The organism is Falsibacillus pallidus, from assembly GCF_050990905.1.
In the GTDB taxonomy this organism is placed as follows: domain Bacteria; phylum Bacillota; class Bacilli; order Bacillales; family DSM-25281; genus Falsibacillus; species Falsibacillus pallidus_A.
Genome location: NZ_CP158866.1, coordinates 1,360,763 through 1,383,809, shown reverse-complemented (window position 1 = coordinate 1,383,809; position 23,047 = coordinate 1,360,763). Strand labels below are relative to the sequence as shown.

26 protein-coding genes are annotated in these 23,047 nt (G+C 41.6%); 8 read left to right on the top strand and 18 right to left on the bottom strand.

What is annotated here, in order from left to right:
- Positions 1 to 25: 25 nt before the first annotated feature.
- The 3 genes from pyc to ABTV07_RS07345 all read right to left on the bottom strand — a co-directional run bounded on the left by pyc (position 26) and on the right by ABTV07_RS07345 (position 5,224).
- The gene (pyc, locus tag ABTV07_RS07355) at positions 26 to 3,463 is read right to left on the bottom strand and encodes a pyruvate carboxylase (protein ID WP_433749394.1); all 3,438 of its coding nucleotides are present in this window, start codon (positions 3,461 to 3,463) and stop codon (positions 26 to 28) included.
- Between the two features lie 95 nt (positions 3,464 to 3,558).
- Positions 3,559 to 4,770: an FtsW/RodA/SpoVE family cell cycle protein gene (locus tag ABTV07_RS07350; protein WP_433749391.1), complete on the bottom strand. Its 1,212-nt coding sequence runs from the start codon at positions 4,768 to 4,770 to the stop codon at positions 3,559 to 3,561.
- 172 nt (positions 4,771 to 4,942) lie between these two features.
- Positions 4,943 to 5,224 (bottom strand): YlaN family protein, encoded by a 282-nt coding sequence (locus ABTV07_RS07345; protein ID WP_433749388.1) that lies wholly within the window; start codon positions 5,222 to 5,224, stop codon positions 4,943 to 4,945.
- 199 nt (positions 5,225 to 5,423) lie between these two features.
- Between ABTV07_RS07345 and ABTV07_RS07340 the strand changes: the two genes are divergently transcribed.
- On the top strand, positions 5,424 to 5,921 hold the full coding sequence (locus ABTV07_RS07340; RefSeq protein WP_433749385.1) for a peptidyl-prolyl cis-trans isomerase: 498 nt from the start codon (positions 5,424 to 5,426) through the stop codon (positions 5,919 to 5,921).
- 45 nt (positions 5,922 to 5,966) lie between these two features.
- Here the strand turns inward: ABTV07_RS07340 and ABTV07_RS07335 are convergent, their stop codons facing one another.
- Positions 5,967 to 7,295 carry a PhoH family protein gene (locus tag ABTV07_RS07335; RefSeq protein WP_433749384.1) on the bottom strand — a complete coding sequence of 443 codons (1,329 nt, stop codon included), beginning with the start codon at positions 7,293 to 7,295 and terminating at the stop codon, positions 5,967 to 5,969.
- Positions 7,296 to 7,480: 185 nt separating this feature from the next.
- Here ABTV07_RS07335 and ABTV07_RS07330 point away from each other — a divergent pair, with 185 nt between their 5' ends.
- Positions 7,481 to 8,089 carry a YhcN/YlaJ family sporulation lipoprotein gene (locus tag ABTV07_RS07330; protein WP_433749381.1) on the top strand — a complete coding sequence of 203 codons (609 nt, stop codon included), beginning with the start codon at positions 7,481 to 7,483 and terminating at the stop codon, positions 8,087 to 8,089.
- A gap of 225 nt (positions 8,090 to 8,314) precedes the next feature.
- On the opposite strand, the gene ABTV07_RS07325 is transcribed toward ABTV07_RS07330, so the two are convergent.
- Positions 8,315 to 8,770 carry a pyridoxamine 5'-phosphate oxidase family protein gene (locus tag ABTV07_RS07325; protein WP_433749379.1) on the bottom strand — a complete coding sequence of 152 codons (456 nt, stop codon included), beginning with the start codon at positions 8,768 to 8,770 and terminating at the stop codon, positions 8,315 to 8,317.
- Positions 8,771 to 8,909: 139 nt separating this feature from the next.
- Between ABTV07_RS07325 and ABTV07_RS07320 the strand changes: the two genes are divergently transcribed.
- Positions 8,910 to 9,110, top strand: coding sequence for a YlaI family protein (locus ABTV07_RS07320; RefSeq protein ID WP_433749376.1), 201 nt, complete (start codon positions 8,910 to 8,912; stop codon positions 9,108 to 9,110).
- Positions 9,110 to 9,535 carry a hypothetical protein gene (locus ABTV07_RS07315; protein WP_433749373.1) on the top strand — a complete coding sequence of 142 codons (426 nt, stop codon included), beginning with the start codon at positions 9,110 to 9,112 and terminating at the stop codon, positions 9,533 to 9,535. Before ABTV07_RS07320 ends, ABTV07_RS07315 begins: the two co-directional genes overlap by 1 nt.
- A 31-nt stretch (positions 9,536 to 9,566) precedes the next feature.
- Here the strand turns inward: ABTV07_RS07315 and ABTV07_RS07310 are convergent, their stop codons facing one another.
- From ABTV07_RS07310 to typA, 3 genes are read right to left on the bottom strand one after another with little or no spacing between them, the layout of a single operon-like run.
- Positions 9,567 to 9,842, bottom strand: a complete 276-nt coding sequence (locus tag ABTV07_RS07310) for a hypothetical protein (protein WP_433749370.1) — start codon at positions 9,840 to 9,842, stop codon at positions 9,567 to 9,569.
- Positions 9,843 to 9,858: 16 nt separating this feature from the next.
- On the bottom strand, positions 9,859 to 10,179 hold the full coding sequence (locus ABTV07_RS07305) for a YlaH-like family protein (protein ID WP_433749367.1): 321 nt from the start codon (positions 10,177 to 10,179) through the stop codon (positions 9,859 to 9,861).
- A gap of 18 nt (positions 10,180 to 10,197) precedes the next feature.
- Positions 10,198 to 12,036, bottom strand: coding sequence for a translational GTPase TypA (gene typA, locus ABTV07_RS07300; protein WP_433749364.1), 1,839 nt, complete (start codon positions 12,034 to 12,036; stop codon positions 10,198 to 10,200).
- A gap of 116 nt (positions 12,037 to 12,152) precedes the next feature.
- Here typA and ABTV07_RS07295 point away from each other — a divergent pair, with 116 nt between their 5' ends.
- Entirely contained in the window at positions 12,153 to 12,338 is a 186-nt protein-coding gene (locus tag ABTV07_RS07295; protein ID WP_433749362.1) for a YlaF family protein, read from the top strand.
- Between the two features lie 65 nt (positions 12,339 to 12,403).
- Here ABTV07_RS07295 and ABTV07_RS07290 read toward each other — a convergent pair whose 3' ends face one another.
- The 3 genes from ABTV07_RS07290 to ABTV07_RS07280 form a co-directional block, all read right to left on the bottom strand.
- A complete protein-coding gene (locus ABTV07_RS07290; protein WP_433749359.1) occupies positions 12,404 to 12,826 on the bottom strand; it encodes a GNAT family N-acetyltransferase in 423 nt (140 codons plus the stop codon).
- A 37-nt stretch (positions 12,827 to 12,863) separates the two neighbouring features.
- Positions 12,864 to 13,664 (bottom strand): inositol monophosphatase family protein, encoded by an 801-nt coding sequence (locus ABTV07_RS07285; protein ID WP_433749357.1) that lies wholly within the window; start codon positions 13,662 to 13,664, stop codon positions 12,864 to 12,866.
- A gap of 212 nt (positions 13,665 to 13,876) precedes the next feature.
- Positions 13,877 to 14,071, bottom strand: a complete 195-nt coding sequence (locus ABTV07_RS07280; RefSeq protein WP_433749354.1) for a hypothetical protein — start codon at positions 14,069 to 14,071, stop codon at positions 13,877 to 13,879.
- Between the two features lie 202 nt (positions 14,072 to 14,273).
- Between ABTV07_RS07280 and ABTV07_RS07275 the strand changes: the two genes are divergently transcribed.
- Entirely contained in the window at positions 14,274 to 14,894 is a 621-nt protein-coding gene (locus ABTV07_RS07275; protein WP_433749352.1) for a YktB family protein, read from the top strand.
- Between the two features lie 121 nt (positions 14,895 to 15,015).
- Here the strand turns inward: ABTV07_RS07275 and ABTV07_RS07270 are convergent, their stop codons facing one another.
- Both ABTV07_RS07270 and ABTV07_RS07265 read right to left on the bottom strand, forming a co-directional pair.
- Positions 15,016 to 15,288, bottom strand: a complete 273-nt coding sequence (locus ABTV07_RS07270) for a UPF0223 family protein (RefSeq protein WP_433749349.1) — start codon at positions 15,286 to 15,288, stop codon at positions 15,016 to 15,018.
- Between the two features lie 26 nt (positions 15,289 to 15,314).
- Complete coding sequence (locus ABTV07_RS07265; RefSeq protein WP_433749347.1) at positions 15,315 to 16,274, bottom strand: NAD(P)H-dependent flavin oxidoreductase; 960 nt, start codon at positions 16,272 to 16,274, stop codon at positions 15,315 to 15,317.
- A gap of 175 nt (positions 16,275 to 16,449) precedes the next feature.
- Here ABTV07_RS07265 and ABTV07_RS07260 point away from each other — a divergent pair, with 175 nt between their 5' ends.
- Complete coding sequence (locus tag ABTV07_RS07260; RefSeq protein ID WP_433749344.1) at positions 16,450 to 17,919, top strand: aminotransferase class I/II-fold pyridoxal phosphate-dependent enzyme; 1,470 nt, start codon at positions 16,450 to 16,452, stop codon at positions 17,917 to 17,919.
- Between the two features lie 110 nt (positions 17,920 to 18,029).
- Here the strand turns inward: ABTV07_RS07260 and ABTV07_RS07255 are convergent, their stop codons facing one another.
- Positions 18,030 to 18,155, bottom strand: coding sequence for a GapA-binding peptide SR1P (locus tag ABTV07_RS07255; protein ID WP_433749341.1), 126 nt, complete (start codon positions 18,153 to 18,155; stop codon positions 18,030 to 18,032).
- Between the two features lie 165 nt (positions 18,156 to 18,320).
- Positions 18,321 to 18,584, bottom strand: a complete 264-nt coding sequence (locus ABTV07_RS07250; RefSeq protein WP_433749338.1) for a hypothetical protein — start codon at positions 18,582 to 18,584, stop codon at positions 18,321 to 18,323.
- A 192-nt stretch (positions 18,585 to 18,776) separates the two neighbouring features.
- Between ABTV07_RS07250 and ABTV07_RS07245 the strand changes: the two genes are divergently transcribed.
- The gene (locus ABTV07_RS07245; protein WP_433749335.1) at positions 18,777 to 19,178 is read left to right on the top strand and encodes a hypothetical protein; all 402 of its coding nucleotides are present in this window, start codon (positions 18,777 to 18,779) and stop codon (positions 19,176 to 19,178) included.
- Positions 19,179 to 19,227: 49 nt separating this feature from the next.
- Here the strand turns inward: ABTV07_RS07245 and lpdA are convergent, their stop codons facing one another.
- From lpdA to ABTV07_RS07230, 3 genes are all read right to left on the bottom strand, one after another.
- Entirely contained in the window at positions 19,228 to 20,637 is a 1,410-nt protein-coding gene (lpdA, locus tag ABTV07_RS07240; protein ID WP_433749333.1) for a dihydrolipoyl dehydrogenase, read from the bottom strand.
- A gap of 4 nt (positions 20,638 to 20,641) precedes the next feature.
- The gene (locus ABTV07_RS07235; RefSeq protein WP_433749330.1) at positions 20,642 to 21,994 is read right to left on the bottom strand and encodes a dihydrolipoamide acetyltransferase family protein; all 1,353 of its coding nucleotides are present in this window, start codon (positions 21,992 to 21,994) and stop codon (positions 20,642 to 20,644) included.
- A gap of 72 nt (positions 21,995 to 22,066) precedes the next feature.
- Positions 22,067 to 23,044, bottom strand: a complete 978-nt coding sequence (locus tag ABTV07_RS07230; RefSeq protein ID WP_433749327.1) for an alpha-ketoacid dehydrogenase subunit beta — start codon at positions 23,042 to 23,044, stop codon at positions 22,067 to 22,069.
- Positions 23,045 to 23,047: the final 3 nt, after the last annotated feature.

Sequence of the window (23,047 nt, the reverse complement as noted above, 5' to 3'; positions counted from 1 at the left end):
TCAGGAGTCCGATTTTTTTGCCTCTTTATTTATTCATTTCAATGAGCAGATCTCCAGGCTGTATGCCGTCTCCGCTTTTTACGTGGATTTCTTTGATGATGCCTGTGAATGGAGCTTGCACGGTTGTTTCCATTTTCATCGCTTCTGTCAGAAGGAGATGATCTCCTTTGTTTACTCTCTCCCCTTTTTCAGCCAACACTTTGATTACAGTACCAGGCATTGTAGCCCCGATATGGGTTTCATCCTTCATTTTGGCTTTCATTCTGGAAGCGACAGAAGATTTGACACTTTCATCTTTTATGATGACTTCACGGGGCTGACCATTCAGCTCAAAATATACGACCCGTGTTCCATCCGCTCCTGGATGGCCAATGGAAACCAGTTTCACAATCAATGTTTTTCCCTTTTCGATTTCCACTTCAATTTCTTCGCCCAATCGCATCCCATATAAGAAAGTAGGTGTATCCAGAGTTGAAATATCACCGAACATATTAATCGTTTCAATATATTGCAAGAACACTTTTGGGTACAATGCGTAAGCAAGTGCATCAAAACTAGTCACTTGGCGTCCGATTTCGTGGTAAAGACTTTCTTTCAGTTCATCGAAGTCAACATCATCTAGAAGTTCACCAGGACGAACAGTGATCGGCTGCTTGCCTTTCAGGATGACTTCCTGAAGCCTTTTTGGAAAACCTCCATAAGGCTGTCCAAGATAGCCCTCAAAAAGTTCAATGACAGAATCAGGGAAGTCGATCTTATCTCCATTTTCCAGCACATCGGTTTCCGTAAGATCATTTTGGACCATGAATAACGCCATATCTCCTACAACTTTTGAGGATGGAGTCACTTTGACGAGATCCCCAAACAGAGCGTTGACTCTGCGATACATCTCTTTTACCTCATCCCACCTGTCCCCAAGCCCTACTGCCTTGGCTTGCTGCTGAAGGTTGCTATACTGTCCGCCAGGCATTTCATGCAGGTACACTTCTGTGTGTGGAGCCTTCATTCCGCTTTCGAAATCATTGTAGTACTTTCTGATGTCTTCCCAATAGTCTGAAAGTTTTTCAAGTGATTCTATATTCACCTGTGGCTTTCTATCATAGCCGTCCAACGCATAGGAAAGTGCACTGGCGCTTGGCTGAGAAGTCAATCCAGACATGGAAGTTAAGGCCGTATCTACGATATCCACTCCTGCTTCAATGGCTTTTGCGTAAGTGAAGATGCCATTTCCGCTTGTATCGTGTGTATGAAGGTGGATAGGGATGTCTACAGTGTCCTTGAGTTCAGAAATAAGCCTGTAGGCAGCCTGTGGCTTTAGGAGGCCAGCCATGTCTTTTATGGCAAGGATATGTGCTCCCTGCTGCTCAAGTTCTCTAGCCATATCCTTATAATATTGGATATCGTACTTTGTTTTTAGTGGATCATTGATATCCCCGGTATAGCAAATCGAGGCTTCCGCAATTTTCCCTGTCTGCCTTACTGCATCTATTGCCACTTCCATGCCTTTGACCCAGTTCAGGCTGTCAAAGATCCGGAACACATCAATCCCGCCTAAAGCCGACTTTTCGACAAACTCCCTTATGACATTATCCGGATAGTTTTTATATCCAACAGCATTTGATGCCCTTAAGAGCATTTGAAATAAAGTATTGGGAATGGCAGATCGCAATTCAAGCAGCCTGTCCCACGGATCTTCTTTCAAGAAACGGTATGCCACATCAAATGTCGCCCCGCCCCACATTTCAAGTGAGAACAAATTCGGCAGCAACTTTGAGGTAGGTTCCGCTATCCTCTTTAAATCGATGGAGCGGACCCTGGTCGCTAAAAGCGATTGGTGTGCATCCCTGAAAGTAGTATCCGTAAGAAGGACCTCCTGCTGGTTCTTTATCCACTGCACCAGTCCTTCCGCTCCATGCTGATCAAGTATTTGCTTTGTTCCGTCCGGTGCCTTGACATCTGCTGATAAGTTAGGAATCCTTGGTGTTTCAAAGACAGGTTTTTTCTTTTTTTCGATCCCCGGGAATCCATTCACGGTAATATTCCCGATATAGGACAACATCTTTGTACCCCTGTCTTTCCTCTTTGGAAAGAAGAATAGTTCAGGAGTTGTATCAATGAATGAAGTATCATAATTTCCTGATTTGAAATTCTCATGCTTCACAACGTTCTCTAAAAATGGGATGTTCGTCTTGATTCCCCGAATTCTGAACTCTTGCAAGTTTCTGACCATTTTGGATGCAGCTTGGTCAAAAGACATGGCCCATGTGGAAAGTTTAACAAGAAGGGAATCATAGTGAGGTGTTATGACAGCACCTTGGAACCCATTACCCGCATCCAGCCTTACCCCAAAACCGCCGCCAGATCGGTAAACCATGATTTTTCCTGTATCCGGCATGAACTGATTCAGAGGATCTTCTGTAGTGACCCTTGATTGGATGGCGAATCCGTTAATTCTGATATCTTCCTGATGGGGTATACTGATTTCTTTGCTATGAAGGCGGAATCCAGAAGCAATAAGAATCTGGGTCTGGACGATATCGACTCCCGTGATCATCTCAGTAATCGTATGTTCAACCTGTACACGCGGGTTCACTTCAATAAAATAAAAATTTTCTCCCGCCAATAGAAATTCAACGGTTCCCGCATTGACATAATCAACATTTTTCATCAATTGAACCGCGGCGTCGCAAATCTTTGTCCGCAATTCTTCTGAAATGGAAACGCACGGGGCCACTTCCACGACCTTTTGATGACGCCTTTGAACGGAGCAGTCCCTCTCGAATAAATGGACGATATTCCCTTCATTATCACCTATGATCTGAACCTCAATATGTTTTGGCTTCTCCACGAACTTTTCTACATATACTTCGTCGCTTCCGAAAGAAGCCTTTGCTTCCGATTTTGCTCTCTCGAACGCCTCCTTAACTTCCTCCAGGCGCTTTACAATCCTCATCCCTCTTCCGCCGCCCCCAAGTGCAGCTTTGATGATGATCGGATATCCATGCTGTTTTCCAAATTGAACGATCTCTTCAAGTCCAGAAACCGGCCCATCGCTCCCAGGGATGACTGGAAGTCCTGCAAGCACTGCCTGCTGACGCGCCTTGACTTTGTCCCCGAACATATCTAAATGTTTTGGATTTGGTCCAATAAAGATAATTCCTGCTTCCTCACATTTTGAAGCGAATTCGAGATTTTCAGATAAAAATCCGTATCCGGGATGAATGGCATCCACTTCCGCTTTCTTTGCAATTTCAATGATTTCTTCAATAGCCAGATAGGCATCGATCGGCTTCTTTCCTTCACCGACAAGGTATGCTTCATCAGCTTTATAGCGATGATAGGAACCAGAATCTTCTTTAGAATAGACTGCCACAGTCCTGATATTTAACTCAGTGCAGGCCCTGAAGACACGGATAGCAATTTCTCCCCTGTTTGCAACAAGAATTTTATTGATTTTCTTCATTGTAATTACCTCCCCTTGCTTCAACTTGATGATTTCAATTAAGAATCTATTAGATGAACACCCGCTCATTTTGCGAGCGGGTGAATACCTATGAATTAATATTTCACCCTATAAAGATGAGTGGATTTTTTTTGTTCCGGAATCGGCTCTTCTTTATTCGCCTTATATTTCTGTTCATACTTTACGAACATGGCCACATTCACAAGAACTCCCATAGCGATTGACAACAGCAGTATGGATGAACCTCCGTAGCTTATGAATGGAAGCGGGACACCTGTCAGCGGCACAAAGCCCGAGACGCCTCCAAGATTGATGATCGATTGGATGGCAATCATGCTGGATATCCCTATGGCCAATAAACTTCCAAACGTATCCTTGCACTTCATCCCTATAAATATCCCCTTCAATACGATAAAGCCTAAGCCGAGCAATACAAACGCCACTCCAAAGACACCCAATTCCTCTGCAATGACAGCCATGATGAAATCCGTATGGGGCTCCGGCAAATACCCCAGCTTTTGAACAGATTGTCCAAGTCCCTGCCCCGTGATTCCTCCTGAGCCTATCGCAATATAGGAATTGACAACTTGATATCCATCACCCTGTTCATATTGAAAGGGATCAAGGAATACTTCTATCCTGCTCATTCGTTCCTTTGAAAAGATTTTATCCTTCATCAACAGGACGAATGGAGAAGCAATGACTGCTATCATGAGTCCCAGCAAGGCAAGTTTCATCAAGTTCTTCATATTCATACCCGAACAGATGATGATCGTAACACCAATGACAAAAATAATTCCTGCCGTACCAAAATCGGGCTGGACAGCTACAAGGATACAAACGACAAAAAGGAATACGATCGGCGGGACTACCCCTTTATTGAATTTGTTGATATAGCTTTCTTTTTTTGCATAAACTGCTGATAAGTAAAGAATGACCGTAAGCTTTACAAATTCGGCAGGCTGAATCATCCTTGTACCGAGTTTGATCCAGCTCTGTGCATTATTGGAGATATGACCGAAGACAAACAATGATCCGAGCCCAAAAATAGAAACAAGTACGATGCCTCCGATGAATTTCTTGCTTATGTATGCTTTATAAGGAAAAAGCGAGGCACCTATGAAAAAGATAAATGCCAAAATCAGATTGATTTTCTGTTTGTTATAAAAAAAGTCATTTTCAGTTCCAAGCTGCTGGACTGCCCAAACCATAGATGCACTGTATACCATGACTAAGCCAAAAATGCACAATAAGAAATAGACAACTACCAGAGAATAGTCATACGATTTTAAGATTTTTTTAAACATACCGATCGTCCAATCCTTTTTGTTATTGTAACAATTCTTCATAAATGCCTAAAATCCCTTTAAAAACCTTTTGATTACAGATCTTTCCACAAAGAGACTTTTGGCTCATATTTTCTTTCCTACAAAAAAACTCAAACAGCCTTAAAAAGAATGTTTGAGTTTTGATTTTTATTCACTTTTTCAAAGATGCCTCGTGAAGGGCAGAAAGTTCCCTTTCTAAAGAGCCAATCATTGCTTTCCCCTCTTTATCTTCGATTAAGCCTAATCGAACTGCAAAATCTATTTCACGGGATAATCCAAACATTTGCGTATCCAGCACTTCTTCATATAAAGGACATTGAGGCATAGTGAGGTTATCCATTTGAACTTTTATCAACCGCAAGATTTTTTCTGCGTCCGCCTTTAACAATTCCAAGGCTTTTTCTGAATGATTTATATTTACATCAGACGCCACATTAATCCCCCCGTTTCCGAGCGATTAGACAATTCTATCTAAAAATTTTACCGTTAAAAGGACAAAATTGCAAGAAAAATAAAGGGAATAAAGCGTTTTACAAGTATTCCCTGATGTTCATTTGGAATTAAGGAGCTGGTTCACTTTCAAGAGGATGTTTTTTGAGATATACTTAATGGGAAGAAGGGGGAATATGCACATGGAAATGATTATTCCATTCAAGGGAAAAGTTAAGTTCCCTATCACATTAGATCCAGGTGTATGGATTTTTGATGATCGAAGAATCGATCTTGATACATATTTTGTGACCGAGCAAGAAGAAGTGGATGAGCTGGAGGACTATATCAAAGCAACCTCCAAGCATTGGGAGCGCGAAATCCAAGAAGGCGCAGTCTTCCCTCCTACCCTTAAATCCGAGCGGAAATTCGAAAAGGAAAAGGTCCTGCAAGGCACTTTTGCCATGGAGTTCCTTCCATTCCTGAAAAATGCCGAGCCATCTGAAGATGCAAAGACCCTGGTAGTTGAAACCGAAAATGGGGAATTCAATTATCCTTTGGATAAAGCAAAAGATTTATTGCTCGCTTATTCGAAAGTAGGAAAGCCTCTGAAAGAGGACGGACCGATTCATGTCCTATTTAAGGACGGAAGCAACAGGAATGATCCCATTCGTTTTGTAAGGGCATTCAGAGTAGAATAATTATATGAAAAAGGCTGACCTCAATGGACAGCCTTTTTCGATTTTTTATAAAAGGTCTGCCGCCAATTGGGCCAAACCGGATCTTTCGCCTTTAAGGAGCTTAATATGCCCAGAGATGGTCTGCTCCTTGAATTTCTCCACTACATAGGTCAATCCGTTGTTGTACTCATCCAAATATGGATGGTCAATTTGATTCGGATCTCCCATCAGGACGATTTTACTTCGATCTCCTACCCTTGTCAGGATTGTTTTCACTTCATGCTTCGTTAGATTCTGCGCTTCATCAATAATGATGAATTGATCAGGAATGCTTCTTCCCCGGATATATGTGAGCGCCTCCACTTCAATCGAACCCATTCCTGCAAGAATCGCATCCAATTCCCCAGGTTTTTTGGCATTGAACAAGTATTCAAGGTTATCGTAAATCGGCTGCATCCACGGACGCAGTTTTTCTTCTTTTTCCCCAGGAAGGAAGCCGATATCTTTTCCCACAGGGACTATCGGACGGGCTACGAGGAGCTTTTTGTACGTATATAAGTCTTCGATCTGCAAAAGCCCTGCAGCAAGCGTCAGCAATGTTTTCCCTGTCCCCGCTTTCCCAATCATCGTGACAAGGGGGATATCATCCCTCAGCAGCAGCTCCATTGCCATGATCTGCTGTACATTCCTGGGTTTAATTCCCCATATATGGTCTCCATTGTGGATCAATTTCCTGACATTCTTACCGGTATGGTCAATCATCCCTATAGCCGATGCTGAACTGCCGAGTGCATCCTTCATAATCAGGAACTGATGTGGATAGAATGGATGGTTGGTGATCTCAGATAATTGTAATTCCCCTTTTTCATAATAGCGGTTCAATAGTTCTTTATTGATATAGACCTCGAGGAAACCTGTATAGATATGATCAATTTCGACGACGCGATCATTCAAAAAATCTTCGGCATTTAGTCCAAGTGCATCTGCCTTTACCCTGACAAGTACATCCTTGCTTACAAGGATGACGTTTTTACCAGTCTCTTTCGCTTCTTCTTCCAACGCAATATTCTTCGCAACCGCCAATATACGATTGTCATTTGATTTTTCAACAAAGATTTCTTGGAGCTGTTGAAACGAACGATGATTGAGCTCTATCCTGAATGTTCCCCCATTTTCCAACGGGATTTTTTCATGGAGCTTTCCTGCTTCCCGCAGACCGTCAATCAATTTGGATACCTGTCTTGCATTCCTTCCAACCTCATCCATATAGCGTTTCTTTGAATCGACTTCTTCTAACACCACTGCTGGTATGACAACTTCATTGTCTTCAAAAGAAAAGATGGCGTGGGGGTCCTGCAATAAAACATTGGTATCTAACACATAAATATTATTCAAATCGATGCCTCCTGCTCCTGTTTTTCTTACTCATATTGTATGTTGAGCCTCATCAACGGGTTCACTGATTCATCGAGTCTTCGCCTCAGGATTGGACGAGACTTTTTAAAATATATGTAGAAATGCATAAAGATAGACGAAGTTTACACACTAATTGGAAGATACCATTAATGGAGGTGCAGTCAGTGCGATATTTATCCGCTATATTGATGATTGTTATATTGACAGCAGGTTGTTCATCAAATATCAATGACAATAAACAAAAAACAGCTGTCCATGACCAGCAGAATGAACCACGGCCTATCTCAGTCCAAAATAGCAATAAACAAAATTTCAAATCGAAAAACGGCCAGCAAATTTCCAAGCATTTAGTCGATCTCGCAAGCAGCATACCAAATGTAAATGATGCAACAGCAGTCGTGCTCGGAAAATTAGCTGTAGTTGGAATTGATATTGACTCTAATGTGGAGAGATCACAGGTGGGTTCGATTAAATATTCTGTAGCCGAAAGCCTCAAGAATGATCCTTATGGGGCAAATGCCGTGATCGTAGCAGACCCGGATCTAGTTGCCCGCTTAAAGGAAGTTAAAAAGGATATCGGCAACGGAAAACCCATTCAAGGCATCATGAATGAACTTTCAGATATCGTCGGAAGAGTCATGCCCGAAATCCCAGGGACCCTTTCAGATACAAACCCTGAACAAGCACCTGAAAACCCCAAAAAATCAACAAATGACAAAAACGAAAAACAACTGGAAAAAGACCAGGAAAGGCAGTCAAACTACCATAAGTAAGTGGAATAGCGAATGATTTTATTAGATATCCCTGGTTAGCAGACAGAATTTTTGTTGATTGAGAGAGAATCCACGAGACTCCGGCGGAAAAACGGGCTGGCAAGACCCCACAGCGAAGCGAGGAGGCTTGCCGGTTCGTCCGCGGAAAGGGAGTGAATTCCCTCTCAATCTTTTCTCTACAAGCCCTGATTGAAACAACAAAAAGCTTAGTTAAGAATGACTTAACTAAGCTTTTTTCAGTGCTTCCATCACTTGTTTATCTAATCGTTCAGCAGCTTTTTTATCATAGGTTTTATCATATTGTGGTTCAACCGTTATTTTTGAACCATAAAACATAACATCTCTTACATCCGTGATATCCAATCGTACCAGAGACAATTTCAATGGAACAGACTCCAGCTTTTCAGCTGCTGTGAATGCATTTCCGTTGATAGAATAAGTAGATTCATTTGCAATTAGCGTAATGACCGCCATTGGATTCGCTTTCAAATTTTCGAGAATGCGGGAACGCTGATCTACAGCAAAAAGTATCGTTTCTTCATCTTTGGCATACAGCCAGGAAATGGCGCTGACGTTTGGCCCCCCTGTTTCATGATCACAAGTAGCAATCATCACAAATCTCTCTTTTTGAAGTTCTTCAAATAGAGCGGGTATCAATTTAGGCTCCACACGATTTGCCATACTCATTCCTCCCCTCATAGATTAATCACATTATACTATATGTAGGCAATTGTGATAGCATACCATTCGCAAATTTTTAGAAATGCGGGCATTCACGTGCTATACTAATAAAAGATATTTTAACAAAGGTGGAAATAATATGCGTGTGAAATGTGTACTCTGTGAGAAAATAGATAATTTGCATGATGATACTCTTGAAGCAAAAAGATTGAGGAACCGCCCCATCCATACTTATATGTGTTCAGAATGCACGGAACGGATCACTGAAAAAACTAATGAACGCATTGCAACAGGGAACTTTAAACTCTATCGCCCAATTAAAGTAGCTGAAGACTTTTAATGCGAAAAAGCAGTTTAGCTATTGGCACAATTAGTGGAGTGTTTTTAGGACTGTCTTTAAAGCTTGTACAAGCCTTAACCGGGATCAATGTTTACACCTTGCTGCTCAATATCGATTTTATTCCGATAGCAGGTAAAGTGGATTACCCTGAATACGTTGAATTTCTCATTCATTTAGGTACTTCTATTTTAATTGTCTGGGTTTATTTAAAAGTTCTTTATCGCTTCACATACTTTTCTATAAACAAATGGATTCTAGCTTTCTTGATGATTATCCCCCCCATACTGCTCTATTTCCCGCTCTCGGCACTTGCTGAAAAACCAGTACCGAACTGGCATGACTGGCCAGCCATCCTCATTTGGAGCGCCGGTCATCTTCTATACGCCTTGTTAATCGCGGCTATGGCCAAAAACGATGCTGCATAAATTAAAAAAGGAAGCCCACGGGCTTCCTTTTTTACGCATATCGTGCTGGATCATCTTCAATCTGCTGAAGCATACAGGAGATTAATTCAATAGGAAAGCGTAAGAGCCTGTCTTTCCCCTCCTGCTGAAATTTCACTGCAATGAAGTCCTCCATCTCTTCGATGGACCATTGAGGAATTCCAAAGTCCTCAGTCAGCATTTCATTAAAAAATTCTAATGTTTCTTTCGCTGCTGTGTCATCTTGCCGTGATTTCCAAACATAATAAATGGTTAAGTAATTATAAAAGGCATCTTGGACCGATGGCAAAACAGCTTCACTCCCATTAAGATTTCGATTGCTCCGCTTCCATTTTCTTTTGATTATGAAGGCGGATTTTATAGATGATCAATATTAATGCCGCGACGACCAGGCCCTCTCCGACGGGAAGGAAAATCCCCAGGAAGGTCAGGATTGTACAGCCCAATATTAAAAATATATAAATTACGATCGATTTTAGAACCGGAAGCTTTAAAGCAAATCCAAGTTTATAAACTAGGATGGATAGAGCGATGAACGTAATATATAACAGCCACATGCCCATTTCCGGATTTTCATCCACTTTGTATAAGGAGGCGAAAAAGGAAAGGTGTTCGGTTACATTCACGTCAGTTCCCCCTTTTAATTAGTTCGTTTCTGCAAGCTTTTTCTTTTTAGCAGCTCTTTCGCGTTCATTTTTATCAAGAATCTTTTTGCGCAGGCGGATGGACTCTGGAGTAACCTCACAGAACTCATCTTCATTCAAATACTCAAGCGCTTCTTCAAGTGTCATGATTCTTGGTTTTTTCATTGTAGTAGTTTGATCTTTTGTAGCAGATCGAACGTTAGTCGCTTGTTTCATTTTCGTGATGTTAACCGTCAAATCATTTTCACGTGTATGTTCCCCCACGATCATACCTTCGTAAATGTCAGTACCCGGCTCAACAAAAATGACCCCACGGTCTTCAACCTGCATAATGCCGTATTGTGAAGTCTTTCCAGTTTCCATTGAAACCAATACTCCTTGGCGTCTGCCGCCCACTCTTCCTGGCTGCATCGGCTGGTAGCTGTCGAATGTGTGGTTGATGATTCCGTATCCACGAGTCAATGTCAAGAATTCAGTCGTATAACCAATCAATCCACGAGCTGGGACCATGAATATCAGACGGACTTGTCCATTTCCATTGTTAATCATATCGACCATTTCGCCTTTTCGTGCACCCATGGATTCAATGACTCCGCCAGTAAACTCTTCTGGTACATCGATTTGAACTCGTTCAACCGGCTCACAACGGACGCCATCGATTTCACGGACAATAACTTCCGGTTTAGAAACTTGAAGTTCAAATCCTTCCCGGCGCATGTTTTCAATCAAGATCGATAAGTGAAGCTCACCACGACCGGATACGATCCATGCATCAGGAGAATCAGTATTTTCAACCTTAAGACTTACATCCGTTTGAAGCTGTGCTTCCAATCTTTCTTCAATTTTACGGGATGTAACAAATTTTCCTTCACGGCCTGCAAATGGACTGTTATTAACTAAGAATGTCATTTGCAATGTCGGCTCATCGATTCGAAGGACAGGAAGCGGTTCCTGGTGTTCCACAGGGCAGACTGTCTCTCCTACGTTGATATCTTCCATTCCTGAAACAGCTACAAGATCCCCTGCAACCGCTTCTTGAATTTCCAAACGCTTCAATCCGAAGAATCCAAAGATCTTGGTTACCCTGAATTGTTTAACAGATCCATCAAGCTTCATAAGGGCAACAGACTGTCCAACTTTCATAGTTCCGCGGAATACGCGGCCAATTCCGATTCTTCCGACATAGTCATTGTAATCAAGCAGGGCAACCTGGAATTGAAGAGGTTCTTCTCTGTTGTCCACAGGTGCTGGTACATGCTCAACAATTGCTTCAAATAAAGCTTCCATATTTTCATCCTGCTTATCAGGTGTTGCACTTGCTGTTCCATTGATCCCTGACGCATAGACTACCGGGAACTCAAGTTGTTCATCATTTGCGTCAAGTTCAATGAATAGTTCCAATACTTCATCCACTACTTCTTCAGGACGGGCAAAATCGCGGTCGATCTTGTTGACGACTACGATTGGACGAAGATTCTGCTCTAATGCTTTTTTCAATACAAAACGAGTCTGCGGCATGCAGCCTTCGTATGCATCAACAACCAATAGAACACCGTCTACCATTTTCATGATACGCTCTACTTCACCGCCGAAATCGGCATGTCCAGGGGTATCCATGATGTTGATGCGTTTTTCTTTATATTGAACCGCCGTGTTTTTTGCCAAAATCGTAATTCCGCGCTCTCTTTCCAAATCATTGGAATCCATTGCACGCTCTTCCACATGTTCATTGGAACGGAAAGTACCAGATTGCTTCAACAACTGGTCGACAAGTGTCGTTTTTCCATGGTCAACGTGGGCGATGATGGCAATATTACGGATGTCTTCTCTTATTTTCAAGTATGTTCACTCCTGCCTTTATACTTCCATTGTTTCTTTAACTGTACCATTATATCATAGTAACTAGAAATGTCTAATGAGTTTATGTACAATAAGAGGCATAGGAGGCGAAACATATGAAAGATATCAAATGGATATTTGTCCTTTATTCAATACTGGCTGCCACCTCCATAATGGGCATCGGGGTAGCTATCGGTGAAAGAAGCATCCTCGGAATCCTAGGATGCATAGTTCTCCTTATCTTGATAATGGGAATGGGCTTCAAAAAGAAAAAGCAAATGAGAGAGCAAGGAAAACTTTAACGGTTGCTGCTCCTCATAAAATCTAAAAAAACGAAAGAACGGCCTCTACAACAGGCCGTTCTTTTTTATAAGGGTCTTACCATCACCATGTACTGCCCTTTTTGATTATTTTCGACTTTCAATTGCTCAAAAAAGCATTTACTCAAGAAATCAATCCACCTGTAATGGTGAATAGGCACCCCGGCAAACATTGCTTTATGGCTGGATCCCTTCATTTCTTCGCTGATTTTTTCAATAATTCCCCTTCCCAAACTTTTATTTCGAGAGTCTGGCCGGACAATGATCGTTCCGAGCCATGGTTTTTGATTGGAAGGAGCTGAGTCCATATGATAGGTCAGTCCGATTGCTTCTCCACTCCGGGCAGTTTCCCAGATTCTCCATTCACCTTCAAAGGATTGGTAGTATTCAAAAAAGGAATTTATATCAGTAAATCCTGAAAGTTCTTCATTGAGCCACTCATCTTCGTATTTTGTCCACTTATCAAGCAATATAACAGCTTCCGTTCCTGCAGGACGGAATATCAGTTCATTCTTTTGCATTCAGCAGATAATTATGTAGAATTTCTTCGTGAAGTCCAGGCTTGGATGCAAATACAGGCGATGGATTGATTAAATCTAATTCTTCGCCTTCCAGATTAGTCACTTTGCCGCCTAATTCCTCAACAATCACTTTGCCTCCAGCGTAATCCCACGGGGAAAGCCGCATTGTGATATATGCATCTAGCCTGCCTGTGGCGACATACGCAAGCTCAAGCGCAGCCGAACCATAAGATCGTGTTCCTCTAACATCTTTTACAAGCGGCGTCAATGTTTGATAATCAATGCGTTTATTAGGCGTGACCCAAGTAGCATTCAGGGATACGATCGCTTTGGAAACAGGTGTCTTTTCCAATTTCGGTATTGCAGCATCATTTAAGAAAGCACCAGAACCGGCTTCAGCGTGATAGAGTTCATCCAGGACCACATCGTAGATATATCCCAGCTTCCCTTTTCCATTTTCATAAACACCGATCGAAATGGCAAAATTACGCTGTTGATGGACAAAATTCATCGTTCCATCGATTGGATCGATAATCCAGACGATTCCGTCAAGCGTTTCTATTTCATCCCCAAACCCTTCTTCCCCGAACACTCTATGGCCGGGATAGGAATTTTTGATTTGCTGAATGAAATACTGCTCAGTTTCTTTATCAATGTTCGTAACTAAATCGTTTGGATTAGATTTTGTCGTAACACTTAATTTGTTTTCAAATGAGGCCTTGATGCTTTCTCCTGCCTCTTTTAGCCATTTCTTTGCATTTTCATCGATTTCTTTCCATTGGCTCATTGGTTCTCCCCCTTAGCATAATGGGATTCATTATGAATTATCTTTCACAATAAAGGAAATAGCTTGTCTATTCAAGTTTTTGGTCCTGCCCCATTACCTTTCCCAAACACATAAAAACGGATTCCTTCAATTACTTATGGAATCCGTTTTTATGCTATAGAATAGCCATTTTTCATCTCTATACGATTTCCTTTCAATAAACAAGTCATATATTATAGCGCTTTTAATCTCAACAGCTCTTCACGTATCTTCTCAAGCTTTTTCTTAGAGTTGTTTTGTACATCTTCGTTTTTGTCTTGAATTGCCTCGAAAAGCACCGCTAGTTCATAGTCCATTTCCAATCGAAGTACAGCTAATCTTTGCTGATCGAAATCTTTTTTTCTGGAAGAATTCATTACCTGTTTCATACTTATCGCCACCCCTTCCAAGGTTATCTTTTAATTTCTTAATTTTCAGATATTATTTGATACTATAGTATGTGGAACCCACTCAACCTGCAACAAAATTGTGCTTAAACCTATATGTGTTTTTCGACATCCCGGTGCAATTTTTTTTGATCATAAATCCTTTGTGGTACAATAAGAAAACAATATAAAAGGTGGTGCTGCTATGAATTTCACTGGATTCACCAATGATGATTTTAATGTTTTTACTATAGATGGGCTTGAGCCTAGAATGGAAGCCCTTATCGAGACGATAAGGCCAAAATTAGAAGCTTTAGGCAATTACTTTGCCCCTGCCCTGAGTACGATGACCGGGGATGAAATGTTTCCACATGTTGCAAAACACGCAAGGCGTACCATCAATCCTCCAAAGGATACTTGGGTTGCCTTTGCCAATAATAAACGCGGATACAAGAAACATCCCCATTTTCAAATAGGTCTTTGGGGCACTCACGTTTTTGTCTGGTTTGCCATAATCTATGAAGCACCTGACAAAGTGGCCATTGGTGAGAAATTCGCCAGGAATCTTAATAAAATCTACAAGGAGATCCCGAATTATTTCGTATGGTCCAGCGACCATATGAAGCCTGATTCAGCCTCCATGAAAGAGATGTCCAAAAAAGATTTACAGGCTCTTTTTCAACGGGTGCAAGATGTAAAAAAAGCTGAATTATTATGTGGAATCCGGATTCCTAAAGAACAAGCCATCCAAATGGATGCTGATGATTTCCTACAAGCTGTTCAAGATGCGTTTGTACATTTAGTACCCCTCTATCGACTCGCATAAACATCTGTGAGCCCTTGCAATTTCTTTCAAAGTTATCCATTAGGAATCATTTTTATAATTTCCTAAATATAAAAAAACCGTTTCCTGCAGCTAAATGCCATTACTGCAGGAAACGGTTTTTTTACATTCTTATCAACGTGCCATCCTCGTGTTCTTTTGCTTTCTTGACTGCATGGTAGGAAGAATAGCCGCTGGATTGTTCAAATTCCTTGAAAATGGTTTTTTCTTCAGCCATACTCGGTACAATTTCCTTGAAACGTCTATAAGAACTCATCAATTCTTCTCTTTTAATCCCTTTTTCGTATGCATTTTCAATCGACTCGAAGAATTTCACCACATCGATGATCTCATCCGTCGACCAGTCATATGAAAAGGGATATTGGTATTCCTTCATTCTGCCACCTTCTTTGCATTTGTCCATTATTCTGTCCAATTTCTTCGAATTGTTTCTGCTTGAGAGATGATTCTATCCATCAGTTCAGAAACAGAGGGACTATCATGAATCAAGCCCATCACCTGGCCTGCCCAGGCAAAACCTTCATCCATCCTTCCTTCATGAATGAACTTCTGATTGGCCATCCCGCTAATATAATCCTTCAGTGCTTCGTATGTACCAGACGTTCTCTCCAACTCCAATATCTTATCAGTCCAGGCATTGGAAATCGCTCTGGCCGGGGAACCGAGTGAGCGTTTGATGATTACAGTATCATTTTCTGATCCTTGTATCAATGTATTCTTATACGCATCTGAGGCATGCACACATTCCTTTGTGGCAATAAACCTTGTCCCCATCTCGATCCCTTCTGCTCCAAGGGACAGCGCCGCCATTAAACCTCTTCCATCCCCAATGCCTCCTGATGCTATTACCGGGATATTGACTGCATCCACCACTTGTGGAATCAAGACGAAGGTTCCTGTATCGTTTTTCCCCAGATGGCCCCCTCCTTCCTGCCCCACCACCATTACGGCATCCGCTCCAAGTTCCTCAGCTTTTATTGCCTGACGTTTGGCTGCCACTAAAACAAGCTTTTTGACATCCACCCCTTTCAGCATATCAAAAATAGGGGCAGGATTTCCTCCAGTCATGGAAATGACGGGCACCTTTTCATCTATAGCCGCTTCTAAAAAATTGGAGAATGGCCTGCCATGCTGTCCGATTGCAAAATTGACTCCGAATGGCTTATCGGTGAGCTGCTTTAGTTTATATATCTCTTCCCTTAACGCTTCAGGAGATTCAAGAGACATAGCCGTTATTTGACCAAGCCCTCCTGCATTGGAAACAGCTGCTGCAAGATCGGAATAGGCTAAGTATGCAAGTCCTCCTTGTATGATGGGATACTCAATATTTAAAAGATCAGTTACCCTCGTTTGCCACTTCATTTCCTCTTCCCCTTTTAAGTAAAATTTCCATTGGAGCTTTAGTCAAATATCTCTATGCAAACCAATGGATAAGTGCTATAATTCATTTGTTTTATGTAAAGATGAACATTATTTGAGCATTAATGCATGAGATAAATGAGCAAGTCCATATTTTAAAAAAGAGGTGTAGTATGAATTGTCACAGTATGAAACCCCCTTATTTACAGGATTATTAGAGCATGCTAAGAAAAACCCTGTCCAGTTCCATATTCCAGGACATAAAAAAGGAAATGGAATGGATCCCAAGTTCCGTGAATTCATTGGTGATAATGCATTATCCATTGATTTAATCAATATTGGTCCTCTGGATGATCTTCATCAGCCTAAAGGGATGATAAAGAAAGCCCAGGACCTTGCAGCTGAAGCATTCGGAGCTGATCATACTTTCTTCTCTGTCCAAGGTACAAGCGGCGCCATCATGACAATGGTCATGGCTGTATGTGGACCTGGAGATAAAATTATTGTACCACGAAATGTTCATAAATCTGTTATGTCAGCGATTGTTTTTTCAGGAGCGACACCAGTATTCATTCATCCCGACATTGACCCTGAATTGGGCATTTCACACGGCATCACAACGGATTCAGTGGCGAAAGCCCTGCAGCAGCACCCTGATGCAAAAGGTGTCCTTGTGATCAACCCTACGTATTTTGGCATCTCTGCTGATTTAAAAAAAGTAGTGGAAATGGCGCACTCCTATGATATCCCTGTTCTTGTAGATGAGGCTCACGGAGTCCATATCCATTTTCACGATGACCTTCCATTATCGGCAATGCAGGCGGGAGCGGATATGGCTGCTACAAGTGTCCATAAGCTTGGTGGCTCATTAACGCAAAGCTCAATTCTGAATGTAAAGGATGGGCTGGTTTCTGCGAAAAGGGTGCAGACAATTTTAAGTATGATGACTACTACCTCTACATCATACCTTTTACTCGCTTCCCTGGATGCTGCAAGAATGCGATTGGCGACAGAAGGACACGAACTGATCGATGGAGCCATCCAATTGGCCGAATCCATCCGTGATCGCATCAATAAGCTGGATCGGGTATATTGCGTCGGTAAAGAAATCCTTGGCACAAAGGCAACATTTGATTATGATCCAACAAAATTGATCATTTCCGTCAAAGGACTTGGCATTACCGGATACGATGCTGAAAAATGGCTCCGAGAAGCCTATAATATAGAAGTTGAAATGTCAGACCTTTATAACATCCTTTGTATTGTTACGCCAGGGGATACAGACGAAGAAGCAAATATTCTTGTCAAAGCAATAGAAGAGCTTTCTCAAACCGCAGGAGAGATATCCCTTGAGAATCATGCTAAAGTGATGCTGCCGAACATCCCTGTATTGGCAGTGACGCCAAGGGACGCATTCTATGCAGAAACCGAAGTGGTTCCTATCAAGGAATCTGCGGGGCGTACAATCGCAGAATTCATCATGGTTTATCCTCCTGGCATCCCAATTTTCATCCCAGGGGAAATCATAACAGAAGAAAACCTTGATTATATTGAAAAAAATATTGAAGCCGGCCTTCCGGTTCAAGGGCCTGAGGATTTCGACCTGAAATATCTAAGGGTCATAAAAGAATATAAAGCGATTAAATAATAAAAGCGCAAGCGCACTAAAAAAAGATGGCTTCTGCTTACGGTCTCCCTACCGTCAGCAAAGCCATCTTTTTATCTATGTTCCACAATATACCCCTATATGTGAAAATGTTACTTCTCTTCTGTTTTTAAGCTATGATCACAATGACAGCACTTCTTCGAATACAAAACCGTTACTTTTTCATCCTCAAAATGATCAATCGTGTTGTTGCAGTTTTGGCATACGATAGTACCCATCAATCAGCTCTCCCTTGTTTTTAATATTGTAAGCGCTTTAATTTTGTTCGTAAGTTCATAATAATATAACATATTTAAAATTTCAAGCCCAAATTGTATGTCACAATAAAATAATATTCATAATATCCTTTAGTATTTGAGCAATTAATACATATTAAAAGTGGCTTAAATGATAAATAAAAAAGTAATGGGAATAAAATTTTGCAGAACTAAGTGGAAGGAAAGATAAAAGGCAAGGCTGAACAAGGTAACAAATAACGTAATTTTCTTTGACTTGACGATGCTTCTTGCAATGATGAATGCCAGGTAAAAAAATACAGCAAACATGAGTATTTTATATTCTTTATGATCCCGCTTCGAAAGCCAATCCACCAGAGTGAAACTGCTCCATACCATCAGCTGAATGAGGAAGGCTATATATTTTTTCATTTTGATCACCGCATTTCCGGTTTATTTCTTCTATATTAAATTCACTATTATTTTATGTTTAAACCTCAAAATACATTTTGGAAATTTTTCATTTCTGTATCATTTCAATGACTTTTAAGGAGAGGAAAAGGACCTATGATACTATAGGAGAAAATAAATGATTCACTCCAATTAAAAAGCGAGGCTATTAAAATGAAAGTCATTTCATTTGGTTTTATCCTTTCACTATTAATCCTCTCAGGATGTGAAGAAAAACCAGTCCTGTCGCATGGAAAACAAACGTTGAATGATCAGATTATTTTCTTTTCTGATGGAGATCATTACGAAAAGGAAATTCCCTATTATGACGCACTATTAGATATAAAGACAGATCATCCTAAAGCATTTCGCCGTATGATCGTTGTTTCTCCGAAAGATCAATCCACCTTTGAGCGGAGATATCACATCACTTCATATCCATCCATCCTGATTGTAAAAAAAGATCGGCTCAAGATAAAAATAGAGGGAAAAAACTCTTCAGAAAAAATTGTTCAAATCCTTTCTAAATCGCTTGAAGGCTCTAATGACGGAGCAACGGCTGAGGAATTTAACTAAATAAAAAGCTGGCCCGCTTGTTTTGCGGGCCAGCTTTTTTATTCTTTCTTTATTTTACGATGTGGATAGGGTTGCCTAACGCAACTTCTGCTGTTTCCATCGTGATTTCACCTAATGTTGGGTGAGCATGAATAGTCATAGCGATATCTTCAGCAGTCATACCAGCTTCAATAGCCAGACCAAGTTCTGCGATCATATCAGATGCACCAGATCCTGCGATTTGGGCACCTATGACTAAGCCATCTTCTTTGCGGGTGATCATTTTCATGAATCCGTCAGAGCTGTTCAATGCCAAAGCACGTCCGTTAGCTGCAAATGGGAATTTAGCAGCAACGATTTCGATGCCTTCAGCTTTTGCAGCTGCTTCATCATAGCCTACTGTTGCAAGTTCAGGCTCTGTGAAACATACAGCTGGAATTCCTAAATAATCAATTTCAGATGGTTCTCCAGCAATAGCTTCTGCAGCAATCTTACCTTCGTAAGAAGCTTTATGAGCAAGTGGAGGACCTTGAACGATATCACCGATTGCATAGATGTTTGGTACGCTTGTACGGCATTGTTTATCGATTTCGATAAGACCGCGCTCAGCCATCTTGATGCCGACTTGCTCAAGTCCGATTTCATCTGTATTCGCTTTGCGTCCAACAGTTACAAGTACGTAGTCCGCTTCGATTTTTTCTTCTTTTCCGCCTGCTTCATAAGTGACAACTACACCATTGTCAGTTACTTCAGAGCTCTTCGCCATTGCTTTAGTAATGACGTTTACACCTTTTTTCTTCAAGTTGCGTTTAACTAATGAAGACATTTGTTTTTCGAAGCCGCCAAGGATTTCGTCAGCACCTTCAAGGATAGTGATTTCGGAACCTAAGTTAGCATATGCTGAACTTAGCTCAGTTCCGATGTAGCCGCCACCGATGACAACCATTTTCTTCGGCACTTCTTTAAGTGCAAGAGCTCCAGTGGAGTCAATTACACGCTCAGAGAATTTGAAGTTCGGAATTTCGATTGGACGAGATCCAGTTGCAATGATTGCATTTTTAAACGTATATGTTTGAGCAGAGTTTTCATCCATAACACGGATGCTGTTGGAATCTACGAAATAAGCTTCACCGCGCACGATGTCAACTTTATTTCCTTTTAATAGAGCTTCTACTCCGCCAGTCAATTTTTTAACAACAGAACCTTTCCATTCCTGGACTTTGTCGAAGTTAACTTTTACGTTCTCTGCAACAATCCCCATATCATCAGAATGAAGAGCTTGTTCAAATCTATGACCTGCAGTGATCAATGCTTTAGAAGGAATACATCCAACGTTTAAGCAAACGCCGCCCATATATTCTTTCTCAACGATTGTCACTTTTTGCCCAAGCTGTGCTGCACGGATCGCAGCTACATATCCACCAGGGCCTGCACCGATTACTAAAGTATCTGTTTCAATTGGGAAATCTCCTACTACCATTGTTTTACGCCTCCATTAATAGTAATTCTGGGTCGTTCAACAGAGTCTTAATGTGGTTAAGAGCATGTTGAGCAGTAGCTCCGTCGATAATGCGGTGATCGAAGCTCAATGATAATGCTAACACAGGTGCCGCTACAATTTCACCATTTTTAACCACAGGTTTTTGTGCGATGCGGCCGATTCCAAGAATCGCAACCTCTGGATGGTTGATTACTGGAGTAAACCATTGTCCGCCGGCAGAACCGATGTTTGTGATTGTGCAAGAAGCACCTTTCATTTCGTTAGGAGCTAATTTGCCATCGCGTGCCTTGCCAGCAAGCTCATTGATCTCGTTGGAAATAGCAAACATAGATTTGCGGTCTGCATTTTTCACAACCGGAACCAATAATCCTTTATCTGTATCAGCTGCGATACCGATGTTGAAGTAATGCTTTTGAACGATTTCGCCTGCAGCATCATCGATTGAAGTATTCAACACTGGATATTCGCGAAGAGCACTTGTCAATGCTTTCACCACGTAAGGCAAGAATGTAAGCTTAACTCCTCTTTCAGCAGCCACATCTTTGAACTTTTTACGGTGTGCCCAAAGCTCAGTTACATCCACTTCGTCCATTAATGTTACGTGTGGTGCAGTATGCTTGGAGTTAACCATAGCTTTTGCGATCATTTTGCGGATTCCGCTCATTTTTTCGCGGGTTTCAGGGAATTCACCTTCAGGAATTGCAGCTGCTGCCGGTGCTTTTTCTTCTTTTGCGTCAGCTTTTGGAGCTTCTTGTGCTTCAGCAGCTGGTGCTTTCACATCTCCATTGGCAAATGCATCGATATCTTCTTTAAGAACGCGGCCATTATCGCCTGATCCAGCGACTTGTGCAATGTTCACGCCTTTTTCACGAGCATATTTGCGTACGGATGGCATCGCAATAATACGGCGGTTTGGATCTACATCCTGTTGAGAAGCAGCGCCTGCACCTGTAGCTTCTTTATTTTCTTCTTCTTTAGCAGGGGCTTTGTCTACGTTTTGACCGCCTTCTGCAGTTGCTTGAACTTGTGCTTCTGTTTTCTCTTCTTTCTTAGGCTCATCATCGCCGTGGTCGCCTTTGAACTTAAGATCTTCATAACCAGGAGCATCAAATTTAATGAGGATGTCGCCGACTACTGCAACGGAACCTTCTTCGACTAGCAGTTCTTCTACAGTACCTGCTACTGGGGACGGAATTTCAACAACCGCCTTATCGTTTTGGACTTCACATAGTACATCATCTTCATCGACTTTATCGCCTGGCTTAACAAACCATTTTACGATTTCGCCTTCGTGTATACCTTCACCGATGTCTGGTAATCTAAATTGGAATGACAATGGTATTCACCCTCCTGAAATTATTATTGAATGATTAAATAGGGGAATGAAGCCACTCCCCTTTTTTCGATATTAGAAATTAAGAACTTTTTTCGCTGTTTCAATGATATCTTTATGGTTTGGAAGCCACACTGCCTCAGCTTGAGAGAATGGGAACACTGTATCTGGTGCTGCCACACGCAATACTGGAGCTTCTAAGCTCAAGATTGCACGGTCATTGATTTCAGCCACTACATTTGCAGCGATACCAGCTTGTTTCTGTGCTTCCTGAACCACGATCGCACGATTTGTTTTCTCGACGGATGCGATGATTGTGTCGATATCAATCGGGCTGACTGTACGAAGGTCGATTACTTCTACAGAATGTCCTTCTTTCTCAAGTTCATCTGCGGCTTTAAGTGCTTCATGCACCATGGCACCGTAAGTAACGATAGAAAGGTCTTTACCTTCACGTTTGATGTCAGCTTTTCCGATTTCAATTGTATATTCGCCTTCAGGTACTTCTTGGCGGAATGAACGATATAGTTTCATGTGCTCAAGGAAAATGACAGGGTCATTATCGCGGATCGCAGAGATCAAAAGTCCTTTAGCATCATATGGAGTGGAAGGGATTACCACTTTAAGGCCTGGCTGTTGGGCCATTAGGCCTTCCAAGCTGTCCGCATGCAATTCTGGTGTATGTACACCACCGCCAAAAGGTGAACGGATTGTAACAGGTGCTGTATAGCGTCCACCTGAACGGTAACGCAAACGAGCAAGCTGTCCGCTTACGGAATCCATTACTTCGTATACAAATCCGAAGAATTGGATTTCTGGTACTGGGCGGAAGCCTTCAAGTGCTAAACCGACTGCAAGGCCGCCAATTCCTGACTCTGCTAGTGGAGTATCGAATACACGATCTTCTCCGAATTCTTTTTGTAGACCTTCTGTCGCACGGAATACACCGCCGTTGACACCTACGTCCTCACCGAATACAAGAACATTTTCATCGTTCTTCAGTTCAACGCGCAGCGCATCAGTGATGGCTTGAATCATAGTCATTTGCGCCATGGC